Raw genomic sequence first — 13,167 nt, forward strand, 5'->3', positions numbered from 1 at the left:
TCAGTATTATAAAATGTAATATTCTGTGGCTATATTATATTCTATGTTGATTATTATCTTTTATTGACCATATGATAAACTTGAAGAATTAGCGATTATTTGATCATTAAAAAATAAGCCGCCTGATTGGGCGACTTTATTTTATAGGGAGATTATTATGAAAAAGTTTTAAGAGTTTAAGTTAAGTTCTTCTTAACTTATGAGCTTAGTATACACCTCCTAGCTTAAATTTTTCTTAAGTTTTTTGAGAAATGAAAAGTATAAAATAATATTGTCCACTTGGGTGTACGAAAAAGCACCTCAAATCATCTTAAGTAGCCAATCTGAGTCTAAAACCTAGCTTTTTCTGAAGGTCATTTCAAGCTGACACCTTTTTCCATAGTTTATAGATTGAAACTTTGCCTCATAAGTTACTTTCATAATGCACTTATCTATCAAATCATATATTCTACACTATAGCTAGCATCTGATAAGATACGAGCCAGAAACTGCTTGGTTCGTTCTTCTTGTGGACGACTAAAGAAATCGTGGGGATTGTTCTCCTCTACGATACGGCCTCCATCCATGAAAATAACGTGGTTAGCGACATCCCTAGCAAATCCCATCTCATGCGTGACGACCACCATGGTCACACCTTCTCCCGCCAACTGTTTCAGAACATCCAAAACATCTCCAACCAACTCAGGGTCTAGTGCAGATGTTGGTTCATCTAGCAAAATGACCTCGGGCTTGACGGCAATGGCACGCGCAATTCCTATTCGTTGTTGTTGTCCTCCAGATAGTTGTGAAGGGTAGTAGTCCTTATAAGCAAGTAAACCAACTTTTTCCAAGGCAGATTCTGCACGTTTAAGCGCTTCTTCCTTGGGAACTTTACGAGCCACGATTAGGCCTTCTAGAATATTTTCCAGAGCAGTTTTGTTTGCAAATAGATTGTAGTGTTGGAAAACAAAGGCTGTTTTTTGGCGAATTTCTAGAATGTCTTTCTTGCTTAATTTAGCTAAGTCATAGGTCTTTCCTGCCAAGGTCAACGTGCCACTGTCAGCTTTTTCTAAGTGGTTGAGGCAACGGAGAAAGGTCGTTTTCCCCGAACCTGATGGTCCTAAAATAACGACGACATCCCCTTGGTTGACCTGAAGATTGACATCCTCCAGAACCTGCCTCTCACCAAATGTTTTTGCGATATGTTCTACTTGTAACATCCTATCCTCCTATACAAAACGTGCGCTAGATGCTTTTGCTCTCTTTTCTTTTTTCACATAGCCTTTCTCCAGTAGGAAGAAGCCCCACTGAATCAAACCACAGATCAAAATATACTGCAAAAAGATCACAAAATAAGACTCAAAATACTGGTAACCGTAGGACGCTTCCACACGGGCAATAGCAGTGATATCCTTGATAGTCATAACAAAGACCAGGGAGGTCCCTTTGACGATATTGATCACCAGATTGGCCAAGTTAGGCAAGGCTGAGCGCAAGGCTTGAGGAAAAACAATCCTTAGATAGGCCTGGGTCGTAGTCAGTCCAATCGCATGCGCCGCCTCTAGTTGTCCCTTGTCCACCGTCAAAATAGCTGAACGCAAAATCTCCGACAAACTCCCGACTGTCATCAAACTATAAATGATAAAGGCATAGTAGAGAGGATCAAGTTTGAAAATATCAAAGTCACTTCCTATGCTTTTGAAAAATTGATTCAGCAGACTTGGAAACAAACTATAAAAGAAGAGAATCAATAAAATCGGAGGAGTCGCTCGGATAAACGCCAGATAGACCAGAGAAAAACTCCTCACCCCTCGAATCTTGTAAATCTGCCCCAAGGCTAAAAATAGAGCAGGTAAAAAACTTAAGACCATGGCCACAATCATGATGACCAAGGTGATTGGCACACCTTTCAAGGTCTCCAGAAAGGTCTTTACAATATAGTCTATGTCCATTTCTTACCTCCCTTTTGTTTCCAAAGACTTCTCAAGCAAACGACTCAAGCTAGAAATAACCAAAGCAATCCCCCAGTAAAGAAGCGCAACTGCCGTATAGGTTTCCAGTGAGTAGTTCCCTAAATTGCGACTGATCAAGAGATTGCCTGCCCCCATAACATCAACGAAACCAATCGTATAGGCCAAGGCAGCATCCCGCATGAGATTGAGAACAGCGGTCGTTATATTGGGAAGAGCAACCTGAAAAGCTTGGGGGAAAATGATTCTCCAAAAGGTCTGACTTGGAGTCAAACCAATACTAAGCCCAGCCTCTGTCTGCCCCTTTGGAATAGCTTGATAGGCCGCCTTGAAAACCTCAGCAACAATAGCTGCAAACAAGAGAATCATCGTAAGGAGAACAAAAATAGTTTTAGACCAGTTGTTGATATCCAAACCCAGCCACCATTTCAAAAATTCTGGCAAGCCATAAAAGACTAGAAAAAGCAAGACAATCGGCGGTGTACAACGAAGGGTAAAAATATAACCTTTGGAAATTGCTGCAAAACTCTTGTCTTCTCCTACTTGCGCCCAGGCCAAGAAACCTCCAAAAAGGGAACCAAGAAGAGTGGTAAAAAAGAGAATGGACAAGGTCATAGGAAGTGCCTGCCATAAGGTCGGCAAAAACTGAAAGACCTTGGAAAAATCATAAGAAACCATGCAAAACCCTTTCTAGTCTTGGAATTTCTGGTCTAGTCTTTGTCTACGTAACTAAAGACATCTTCTTTGAAATATTGCTGAGATAGCTTAGCAAGCGTGCCATCTTCTTTCAACTCTTTGATTGCTTTTTCATATTCTTTAGCAAATTTCTCACCCTTTTCATCACGGTGAATCAAAGGGTAGGTTGGAATGCCCTTGTATGGGAACCAGCTGAGTTTGTCCGCATATTGGTGGTAAGGGCCATCTTCTGCGGTAACTGCTTTTTCAAAGGACAGTTTGATATCAAAGAAGGCGTCATAACGTCCTTCTAAGACCCAGGCATAGGCATCTGCCACTTTAAAGGATTCAGCTGCTGTTAGCTCAATCGGTGCATCCTGATGTTTTTCATTGTAGCTGGTGATGACATTCCATTGAGCATTCTGTGGAGAGATGGGAACCAATTTCCCTTTATTCTTAGCAAAGTCATCAATGGTTTTGTATTTCTGTTCATCTTCTTTTCTGACAGTAAATCCGATGATGCTCGCTCCCACTGGTTCAGATGGAATGACAAACTTTTTAGCTCGTTCATCTGTGTACCAAGCTCCCTTGGTTCCGATGTCATACTTGCCTGATTCCAAACCAATCAAGAGATCATCATCACTGGTACCCGTATATTCAAATTTATAGTTTGCCAACTTCTCATCAACAGCCTTCAAAACAGCTACTTCATAACCATCTGATTCCCCTTTTTCATTGACAAAGTCATAAGGTACATAGTTTTGTGTATGGGCAACCTTCAAAGTTATGACTTCAGCAGACGAAGCCGTTTCTCCCTCCTTGGCTGGAGCGCCAGCTAAACTTCTCCCGATAATCGTTGCCCCAATTACTGCAACAACTGCTACACCACCGATAATCCATGCTTTTTTACTCATCTTTTTCTCCTTTAGTTTTCAAGCGTTTCTCTCACCCACTGGATACGTTCAACTGCGATATCACTTGGAATGGTACAATATGCCCCAAGTACCAAGCCCTGTTCCCCAGCTTCTGCAACTAGTTTCTTTGCCTCAGCCTGAATGGCATCCTTGCTACCAGTATACAGCAAGCCTGTCTTGCCATTTTCGAATCCTCCAAGAACCGTACGTCCCTTGAAAATCTCACGACCTTCCTTGAGAGTGATTCCCTCCGGTCCTACAGCCCAGTTAAAGACTTGGGCTGGATAGTCTGCAAAAAGGTGAATATCATTTCGCGCCCCCTCGTAGCCACAGATATGAAGAACAGTGACGCCACCAACAGCACTAGCTGCTTCCAGAACAGTTATCTCGCTTGGTGCAATGACGGCTTGATAAGCTGCTGCCGACACTCGTTGATCTTGGATACTTTGCACGCTGAGGTAGATTCCATCTGCACCAGCCTCTTCGATAACAGCTCGACTGAGACTAGCAATATCCTCTGCAATCACATCCAACACCTTCTTCAGAGCTTTAGGATCTTCCACCAAAAAATCTGCAATGAGGTCATCCCCACCAGACACTTCCCCAAGCAACCACTTAAGATAGGTCACAGGAGCAAAAATATTGTAAATCGCAACGATATCTTCTGTAAACTCTTGCTTAATTTTCTTAACCAAGTCCACCTGCTCTTTTATCCAAGCGTGGTCTGGCCCGAGTGGTTGAATGGCCGCCAATTCTTGAAGTGATTTTCCTTTGGTAATCGCTGGATTTGGATAAGCAAAGTAGCCATCACTCATGAGTTTGATAAAGTCTGGCTGAACTTCTCGGATAAAGCGCTTATGGCCCTCAATATTCTTCTCGATAATAGCTGGATTTGAGAAACCGTGTAGCCATTCGTCTTCGGATGTGAAATGGTGCCAAAAACCAACTGGCACACGATCAACCTTTTCACCTCTAAATGCTTTTAAAACCCATTCTCTTTTTTCTGACATTCTTATTCTCCATTTCTTACTTTTTCAACTAATAAACTGCTTGCGATATCATTCGAGCGTAGAAAGGGGAGACTGGACTTGGAAAAATCCTGAACTCCACGACATCTCTCTCCATTTTTGCAGTGGCTATTTTTTACGACGCTTATGGCGACCAAGGTCAGCAAACCAACAACTGCAATGAAGATGCCCCATCTTTTACTTTTCATAGCTCCTCCTTTTAGAGAACAGCCGCCTGCCGAATCCAGTCCAACCTCTCTAAGTCAAAGTCATCTGGAACAGTACAGTCAGCTCCCAGAAGAACGCCTTTACTACCCGCTTCAGCCAGCAACCGTCTTGTTTCATTTTGCAATTCTGCCTTGGAACCTTGATAAAGCAAACTGTTCTTGCCATTTTCAAATCCACCTAAAACGGGCTTGCCTGGAAACAACTCTCGACCCTGTGTCAAACTAACATCCTCATGATGAGTCGCCCAGTTGACAACTTGAGCTGGATAATCCTTAAATATCGTCACATCATTGCTCGCACCTTCAAAACCACAGATATGGAGGATATTGGTCCCACCCACCTGATTAGCTGCCTCCAAAACCGCTATATTGCTCGGTTCGATATAGGTTTGGTAGAGTGCTGGTGTGATGCGCTCATCTTGAATTTCCTGGGTGCTGAGGTAAATCCCGTCAACACCGCCTTGCTGGATGATTTTCTGAGTTAGGATAGCAATATCTCCTGCAATCACATCTAGAATCGCTCTGAATTGCTCAGGATTTTCAAGCAATAGGTAGGCTACTTCCTTATCTCCCCGCGAAGTTTCTGTACGGAACCAGCGCTTGAGGTAGGAGATAGGCGAAAAGATATTGTAGAAAGAAGCAATATCTTCGGTAAAGGTCTCTCGAATCGCTTGTACCACTTCCACCTGTTGCTGAATCCATGGGTGTTCCTCACCAATCGACTCAATAGAAGTCAGCTCCTGAATGCTTACGATCTTAGGACTATAGACATTACTTGGATAGAGGAAAAAACCGTCGCTCATAATTTTGACAAAATCAGGACGAATCCTTTCCACATAGCTGCGATGCCCATCAACACTTTTTTGAAAGATACGTGGATTATTTAATCCCTGCCCCTTTTCTTCGAGTGTTACAAAATGAAACCAAAATCCCACAGGAACTCTTTCCACTTCCTCGCCTCGAATCGCTCTAAAGACCAGATCTCTTTTACTTGTCATACCTTTCTCCTTCCATTTGGATTGAAACCATCTTACCACTCCTTTTCCCCTTTTCCCAATATATATTGACTATTGACTTGATTGGAAATTTTTATATCTATAAAGAAAAACACCTTAGAAATCCCTTTAAATCAGGTTTTCTAAGGTGTTTATACTCATTGCTTTCAAATGATGTTCTCTACGATATGAAATTTTTATAAGCTTGATAAGAATTATTTATACTCAGTCTTATTCCACAGTTACTGACTTAGCAAGGTTACGTGGTTTGTCCACATCAAGGCCACGGTGGAGTGTTGCAAAGTAAGCGACCAATTGCGTTGGTACGACCATTGAGATTGGTGAGAGGTAAGGGTGTACGGTCGTCAGAACGATATCGTCTGTATCTTTGGCAACATTTTCTTCTGCGATAGTGAGGACTTTGGCACCACGAGCAGCTACTTCTTGGATATTTCCACGAGTATGGTTGGCAAGGACTGGATCTGACAAGAGAGCCAAAACAGGTGTTCCTTCTTCAATCAAGGCAATGGTTCCGTGCTTGAGTTCTCCTGCCGCAAAACCTTCACATTGGATGTAAGAAATCTCTTTGAGTTTGAGACTAGCTTCCATGGCTACATAATAGTCTTGACCACGTCCGATGTAAAAGGCGTTACGAGTTGTTTCGAGAAGGTCTCGAACCTTGGCATCAATGGTTTCTTTCTCAGAAAGAGTTGATTCGATAGACTGAGCCACGATAGACAACTCACGAATCAGATCAAAGGCTTGTGCTTTGGCATTGCCGTTTGCTTCACCGACTGCTTTTGCAAGGAAGGCTAGGGCTGCGATTTGCGCTGTGTAGGCCTTGGTTGAAGCCACGGCGATTTCAGGCCCTGCATGAAGAAGCATGGTATGGTTGGCTTCACGTGAAAGAGTTGAACCTGGCACGTTTGTCACTGTCAAGCTTGGGATGCCCATTTCATTGGCCTTGACCAAAACTTGACGGCTGTCAGCTGTTTCACCAGACTGACTGATAAAGATGAAAAGTGGTTTCTTGCTGAGAAGTGGCATACCATAGCCCCACTCAGATGAGATTCCAAGTTCCACTGGTGTATCCGTCAATTCTTCCAGCATCTTCTTAGAAGCAAATCCTGCATGGTAAGATGTTCCAGCTGCAAGGATGTAGATTCGGTCTGCGTCTTGAACAGCCTTGATGATAGCTGGATCCACGACAACTTGACCAGCCTCATCTGTATAGGCTTGGATGAGTTTGCGCATAACAGTTGGTTGCTCATCAATTTCCTTGAGCATGTAGTAAGGGTAAGTTCCCTTACCGATATCTGACAAGTCTAGCTCCGCAGTATAGCTAGCACGCTCACGGCGATTGCCATCATAGTCTTGAACTTCGACGCTATCAGCCTTGACGATTACCAACTCTTGGTCATGGATTTCCATGTATTGGTTGGTCTCACGAATCATAGCCATAGCATCTGAGCAGACCATGTTATAGCCTTGTCCAAGACCAATCAAAAGTGGTGATTTATTTTTAGCTACATAGATGACATCTGGATTTTCAGAGTCAATCAAGGCAAAGGCATAAGAACCACGGATGATGTGAAGAGCTTTTTTGAAGGCTTCGAGAACTGACAAGCCGTCTTCTTCGACAAATTTTCCAATCAAGTGAACGGCGATTTCCGTATCGGTTTGTCCCTTAAAGTGGTGACCTGCAAGGTATTCTTCCTTGATTTCAAGGTAGTTTTCAATCACCCCATTGTGCACCAAGACAAAACGTCCAGTCTCAGAGCGATGTGGGTGAGCATTGTCCTCAGTTGGTTTACCATGAGTCGCCCAACGCGTATGTCCGATACCAGTTTTTCCCTCAACACCGGTAGTTTTAGCAGACAATTCAGCGATACGGCCAACAGCCTTGACTAGATGATTTTCAGCACCACCTAGAACAAAAATTCCCGCAGAATCATAGCCACGGTACTCGAGCTTTTCAAGCCCTTGAATCAAAATATCAGTTGCATTTGTGTTTCCAACAACACCGACAATTCCACACATAGTATATACGACACAGACCAGCTGTGCTTTCCCCTTAAATTGGTATAGTCTGATTTTCCTTTTACAGAACCAGCAAAGACAGTATATACTTGTTTTTCTCACTTGTCAAGCATAAAAATTGGTATAGTTTTTAAAAATGCCATCAGAGCAAGATTTCACTTGAGAACTGACAAGTAGGATTCGATTACTTATAATAGAGAGAGGAGGTAGTTACCATGTGGTTTTTCTTCGCACTTTTATCTGCTGTCTTTGCAGCCTTAACATCAATTTTAGCCAAGATTGGGATTGAGGGAGTTCCATCCAATCTAGCAACTGCTATTCGTACGGTCGTCGTCATTCTTATGGCCTGGGCCATAGTTTTCTTGACCAATAGTCAGACTGAGCTTGGCAACATCAGCAGAAAAAGTTGGCTCTTTCTCATCCTGTCTGGTTTGGCAACAGGCGCCTCCTGGCTCTGCTACTACAAGGCCTTGCAGATGGGTAATGCGACTGAGGTATCTGCTGTCGATAAGTTTAGTCTCGTCATTACACTCGTTTTAGCCTTTTTCTTGCTACAGGATGTCCTGACGTTTAAAACAATCATTGGCTGTATCTTAATTACGATTGGGACCTTGGTGATGATTTTGTAAACCTCTCCCCCTCCATATATGACCTCCCCCAAAAAAGTTAGATAGTTTTTGGGGGTATTTATTACGTCTAAATTTATAAGTACAGGGAATCAGCTTCAAGCGTCTAGCAAAAAGGAGAGAACCAAATTGGTTCCCTCCAAGATGAATTTTTTCATCAACCCATTACAGTTGATATAAAAACTAATTATCTCAGCTGGCTAACTTCGACTTGAAATTTTGCCTTTCTAAATCTGAATGTGGTAAACCGATGACCGACTTTTGACTAATCTAAGAGCATCATGGAATCAATAAACAATTTCTTTGTGAAATAACCATTTTTTATTAAGTAAGCTGTATATTTTGCTCTTGTGACCATTTGATCATACTCTTCTGCCGTACATTCTTGAACCACGCGGCTAGCTTCTTCCAAACTGGACACGACAAAGCCCAAACCTTTCTCACGGATATAGTCCACATTAGAAAGATAGTCTGGCACAACCACAGGAATACCCGCAGCCAGATAAGTTGTCAACTTATAAGAAACATTTTCTTTGTAGTAATCACGCTCTTCCGCAGGATTTTCGGAATTTCCCCATACTAGACCAAATCCTCCTCCTTTAGACAACTCCAACAATAATTCCTGCTGAGTTCGCCACCCCTCAAGATGGACTTTGGAATAATCTACCCCCTCTGCTCTCGTAGCATAAACATGAAGGGGGGTACTGTGTTTCCAGTCAACAATATGTGGAAAACGAGATGGGTCTCCTGAGAAGATTAATTTTTTCTCAAATTTTGGAGTATAGAGTTCCAAACCATGGGGAAGATCCCAGAGTTTTTGAACAACGTAGTTCTTGACGGTTAATCCCTCCGAAACGAGTTTCTGGTACATTTGTTCGGATGGTACTACCACCACATCACATTTATTATACATGTCAATGTGAGCCTTCATAAGATAATAATTGCTCTCAAACATTAGTGGCTGAACATCATGGATAAACATCACCATTTTTACATGAGAAAGCTTTAACTTTTCTACCAAGTGATTGTCCCATTCAACACTATTCCATGAAGGAGATTGGAAAAAAACAACATCTCCATAAGATACCCCCGCGACAATCCCATCCATCCGCGAGTTCAGTTCTTCCCACGGTTCATGGCTTGCATCATAAAAATATATTCCCAGTTCGTTAACTCCAAAGTCTCGAACAATTTTCATGACATTGTTCTGCGCCATCAAGGCAACACTCGTTGATGCTTGCCCAAATAAATTTGTGAAATGTACTTTCATTGTTTTCTAAATCCTCGTCTCAGTAATTTCTCTAAACATTGTATCATAATTTACGACTTTTCAAAAGCGTTTACATGCCAATTTTCAAGCTCAAGTTAGTTACTTGGGATAATTTTTCAGGAGTCTTATCTTCCAAGAACAATAAGGATAGCCTTAATAGATGTTTTTCTCACTCAATCTCACAAATTCGGTATCTTTGTTAGCTATGATAGATTGAATAAATTTTTCCTATTGAGTATATAATTTTTTGTACCTTTAGATTTCTCTGTTTATCTTGTGATGATTACAAACTCACATATAGAATTCTTATGTAATCAAGTCACTAACTTCTTTTCAAAGATTTGAGAAAGTGAGGTTTTTCCATTTTTCTTGCCAATTTTTCTTGGACAAGCGTTCTTGATAGAGCTTCATTCGGTCTTCATTATCTAGGAAATGAGGAGTTGGAGAAACTTGAAAGTTCAAGATATCCTCGAGTCCATAGGGGGCAAAGAACTCTAAAGTGGAATCTTCATTCAAGCGAAGTCCTATCGCCGTACATCGTTCTGGATACTTACTCATAGCATCACGAGAACTCGTGTAGGGCGCAGTGTGGGGATTGTGCAGATGCATATAGACCTGATTTTTCAACTCCCACTGATACTGAGGGAAATCTTCTCTCAGTTTTTTCTCTAGGGATACTGTTTCCTCATAAGAAACATCTGGATCAAAGAAAATCACATCCACATCCGTCTCACTATCAAAAGGGGATTTATCTGACAAGAGATTCCAAATAAAATTCCTGACAGAACCTGCTGCCAACCACGAGTCTTTCAGACCAAGATCTCGGATGATGGTCAGAATAGCCATTATATCTGGATTTCCTCTGAAAGCATCTAGAGTTTCTTGCTCATTTTTCATTGTATTCATAGCCTAAATGCTCATATGCCTTAGCTGTCGCCACCCGTCCTGAACGGGTTCGCATGATAAATCCTTTTTGGATCAGGTAGGGTTCGTACATGTCTTCAACCGTCTCACGCTCCTCAGCAATATTAACAGAAAGAGTTCCCAGCCCGACAGGACCTCCACCATACATCTCAATCATGGTACGGAGAATTTTCTGGTCCACATAGTCCAATCCTTCATGGTCTACATCCAGCATGGTCAAAGCCTTATCCGTAATAACATCATCGATCAAGCCATCCCCCATAATCTGGGCAAAGTCGCGCACGCGCTTGAGGAGACGATTGGCGATACGGGGAGTTCCTCGACTGCGTAAGGCCAGCTCAGCAGCTGCTTCATGAGTGATTTCCATCTCAAAAATATCTGCCGTCCGCTCAACAATCTCTGTCAAGTCAGCATGGGCATAATACTCCATATGACCCGTAATCCCAAAACGTGCTCGTAGCGGATTTGAGAGCATACCAGCCCGAGTCGTCGCACCAATCAAGGTAAAAGGTGGCAAGTCCAGATGAACACTACGACTGCCTTCCCCTGCACCAATCATGATATCAATGTAGAAGTCCTCCATGGCACTATAGAGCACCTCTTCCACCGACATGGGCAAACGATGAATCTCGTCGATAAAGAGGACATCTCCAGGCTCCAAATCATTCAAAATCGCTACCAGATCACCCGCTTTTTCAATGACAGGACCAGACGTTTGCTTGAGGTTGACTCCCAGTTCATTGGCAATGACAAAGGCCATGGTTGTTTTCCCAAGTCCTGGAGGGCCAAACAAAAGAACATGGTCCAGCGCTTCATCCCGCATTTTGGCAGCTTTGATAAAGATTTGGAGCTGATCCTTCACCTTATCCTGCCCGATATATTCACGTAAGTATTGAGGACGGAGCGTACGTTCTACCAACTCCTCATCACCCATTATCTCATTATCTAAAATTCTACTCATGTTCCTATTATAGCAAAAATCTAGTTGACAAACAAAAAAGCCACCTGATTGGGTGGCCTCTTTAGGGAGATTATTATGAAAAAGAAAGGATTAGGATTTCATTAAATAAAGTTAGGAGGTCTTTACTTAATGACTATATGATACACAAGGAGACTTAAAATTACCTTAACTTTTTTCTAATTTATCATTTTTTTAGAAAAATTTTTTCCAAATAAAATTTCCTTTCTCAAGTCACAAAAAAGCCACCTGATTGGGTGACTTCTTTAGGAGATTATGATGAAAAAGAAAAGTTTAGGATTTCATTAAATAAAGTTAGGAGGTCTTTATTTAATAACTATATGATACACGAGGAGACTTAAACTTTACTTAAGAAAAATAATTATTTTTATTTTTTTCGATCCACCCAAATCATTCCCGTACAATCATAAGTAGATAAGGTTTCAAAACCCAGTGAACAGTAGAATTCCAAATTTTTTTCTGTCTGTTCGGTCACTAGTTGGACTTGATAGGCATCTTTAAAATCCTCTAAAGCCTCTTTCATCAAGTCGCTACCAAGCCCTTGGCGCTGATAGCTAGGCAAAACGATCAAATCCTGGACAAAAACCGATGAAAAACCATCTCCGACCAAACGAACCAAGCCCACCACGGCATCACCATCAAGTGCCAGGTAAATTGCTAATGAGTGATACAAGGCCTTCTCCAGCATCTGAGGTTGATGTGTATAATTTGTCCATCCAACTGCCTGATAGAGATGCAAAACATCCTCTAGCTTGACAATTTCTTGCTTTCTAATAGTCATCATCTCAACACCTCTCAGAATTCTCTTAAGCTCCTGTACTGCCGTCCATCTTTATCAAAGTTTTCAGGAGCCAGCCACATTTCCAAGCGAGCTTTGGCTTGGGACCAGTCCTTATCAATCATAGACAACCAATCCGTATCCCTCGTCCGCCCCTTATAAACGACAGCCTGGCGGAAGGTTCCTTCATAGACAAAGCCCAAACGCTCTGCTGCTCGTCTTGATGGTAAATTTAAGGCATCACATTTCCACTCATAGCGACGATAGTTAAGCTCCTCAAAAACATAGCGAGCCAAGAGATACTGAGCTTCTGTCCCTATTCGTGTCCCCCTAAGCTCTGGAGAAAAGATAACAGTACCAACTTCAACTACACGATTATTTTGGTCGATGCGCATAAGAGAAAAAGTTCCCAAGGCCTTACCCGTCTCCCTATCCAAGATAGCATAGAAAAAACGGTCCTTACGAGCCAACATCTGATTTAAAACGGCAGCCAGTTCCTCCATATCTGCCACTGGCTCCTGAAAAAGGTAGGTCCACATCTCCCGAGGAGTATCTGGGCCATAAACAGCTAGCAAATCCTCCGCATGCTTTTCCACAGAAAGAGCCTCTATCCGAGCATAACGTCCTTCTAAGAAATCAATGGAAGGTAATTCACCTGGTGTATAACCTTCCATTGACTCACCAATCATCTGATCATATTCGTTTACTGGCATAGCTTTCTCCTTGTTTTGCTTTTCAAACTTTATAATTGCACATAGTATATCATACTTTCATGAAAAAATT

General features: G+C 42.0%; 14 protein-coding genes. 1 reads left to right on the forward strand and 13 read right to left on the reverse strand.

The genetic code is table 11. The features are described 5' to 3' along the window. Positions 1-434: 434 nt before the first annotated feature. The 8 genes from HMPREF9965_RS10450 to glmS all read right to left on the reverse strand — a co-directional run bounded on the left by HMPREF9965_RS10450 (position 435) and on the right by glmS (position 7,807). The gene (locus HMPREF9965_RS10450) at positions 435-1,199 is read right to left on the reverse strand and encodes an amino acid ABC transporter ATP-binding protein (protein WP_000942258.1); all 765 of its coding nucleotides are present in this window, start codon (positions 1,197-1,199) and stop codon (positions 435-437) included. A gap of 9 nt (positions 1,200-1,208) precedes the next feature. Beyond that, positions 1,209-1,931: an amino acid ABC transporter permease gene (locus tag HMPREF9965_RS10455; RefSeq protein WP_000350571.1), complete on the reverse strand. Its 723-nt coding sequence runs from the start codon at positions 1,929-1,931 to the stop codon at positions 1,209-1,211. A 3-nt stretch (positions 1,932-1,934) separates the two neighbouring features. Next, positions 1,935-2,627 carry an amino acid ABC transporter permease gene (locus HMPREF9965_RS10460; protein ID WP_000255455.1) on the reverse strand — a complete coding sequence of 231 codons (693 nt, stop codon included), beginning with the start codon at positions 2,625-2,627 and terminating at the stop codon, positions 1,935-1,937. Positions 2,628-2,659: 32 nt separating this feature from the next. Continuing rightward, positions 2,660-3,538: a transporter substrate-binding domain-containing protein gene (locus tag HMPREF9965_RS10465; protein WP_000037000.1), complete on the reverse strand. Its 879-nt coding sequence runs from the start codon at positions 3,536-3,538 to the stop codon at positions 2,660-2,662. Positions 3,539-3,549: 11 nt separating this feature from the next. Further along, positions 3,550-4,548, reverse strand: coding sequence for a uroporphyrinogen decarboxylase family protein (locus tag HMPREF9965_RS10470; protein WP_001291553.1), 999 nt, complete (start codon positions 4,546-4,548; stop codon positions 3,550-3,552). A gap of 2 nt (positions 4,549-4,550) precedes the next feature. Beyond that, complete coding sequence (locus HMPREF9965_RS10475) at positions 4,551-4,754, reverse strand: hypothetical protein (protein ID WP_000837743.1); 204 nt, start codon at positions 4,752-4,754, stop codon at positions 4,551-4,553. An 11-nt stretch (positions 4,755-4,765) separates the two neighbouring features. Further along, positions 4,766-5,770, reverse strand: a complete 1,005-nt coding sequence (locus HMPREF9965_RS10480; protein WP_000202169.1) for a uroporphyrinogen decarboxylase family protein — start codon at positions 5,768-5,770, stop codon at positions 4,766-4,768. A 228-nt stretch (positions 5,771-5,998) separates the two neighbouring features. Continuing rightward, positions 5,999-7,807: a glutamine--fructose-6-phosphate transaminase (isomerizing) gene (gene glmS, locus HMPREF9965_RS10485; protein ID WP_000334308.1), complete on the reverse strand. Its 1,809-nt coding sequence runs from the start codon at positions 7,805-7,807 to the stop codon at positions 5,999-6,001. Positions 7,808-8,022: 215 nt separating this feature from the next. Between glmS and HMPREF9965_RS10490 the strand changes: the two genes are divergently transcribed. Beyond that, positions 8,023-8,436, forward strand: a complete 414-nt coding sequence (locus HMPREF9965_RS10490) for an EamA family transporter (RefSeq protein WP_000264213.1) — start codon at positions 8,023-8,025, stop codon at positions 8,434-8,436. A 262-nt stretch (positions 8,437-8,698) separates the two neighbouring features. On the opposite strand, the gene HMPREF9965_RS10495 is transcribed toward HMPREF9965_RS10490, so the two are convergent. The 5 genes from HMPREF9965_RS10495 to HMPREF9965_RS10515 all read right to left on the reverse strand — a co-directional run bounded on the left by HMPREF9965_RS10495 (position 8,699) and on the right by HMPREF9965_RS10515 (position 13,097). Continuing rightward, on the reverse strand, positions 8,699-9,703 hold the full coding sequence (locus HMPREF9965_RS10495; protein ID WP_000862850.1) for a sugar transferase: 1,005 nt from the start codon (positions 9,701-9,703) through the stop codon (positions 8,699-8,701). Positions 9,704-10,036: 333 nt separating this feature from the next. Further along, positions 10,037-10,609, reverse strand: coding sequence for a nucleotidyltransferase family protein (locus tag HMPREF9965_RS10500; RefSeq protein ID WP_001094982.1), 573 nt, complete (start codon positions 10,607-10,609; stop codon positions 10,037-10,039). After that, positions 10,590-11,588 (reverse strand): Holliday junction branch migration DNA helicase RuvB, encoded by a 999-nt coding sequence (gene ruvB / locus HMPREF9965_RS10505; protein WP_004244026.1) that lies wholly within the window; start codon positions 11,586-11,588, stop codon positions 10,590-10,592. Before ruvB ends, HMPREF9965_RS10500 begins: the two co-directional genes overlap by 20 nt. Positions 11,589-11,973: 385 nt before the next feature. Then, complete coding sequence (locus HMPREF9965_RS10510) at positions 11,974-12,390, reverse strand: GNAT family N-acetyltransferase (RefSeq protein WP_000988295.1); 417 nt, start codon at positions 12,388-12,390, stop codon at positions 11,974-11,976. Positions 12,391-12,401: 11 nt separating this feature from the next. Further along, positions 12,402-13,097: a GNAT family N-acetyltransferase gene (locus tag HMPREF9965_RS10515; RefSeq protein WP_001144882.1), complete on the reverse strand. Its 696-nt coding sequence runs from the start codon at positions 13,095-13,097 to the stop codon at positions 12,402-12,404. Between the last annotated feature and the right edge of the window lie 70 nt (positions 13,098-13,167).

Source organism: Streptococcus mitis bv. 2 str. SK95 (assembly GCF_000222705.1).
Taxonomy (GTDB): Bacteria; Bacillota; Bacilli; order Lactobacillales; family Streptococcaceae; genus Streptococcus; species Streptococcus mitis_AY.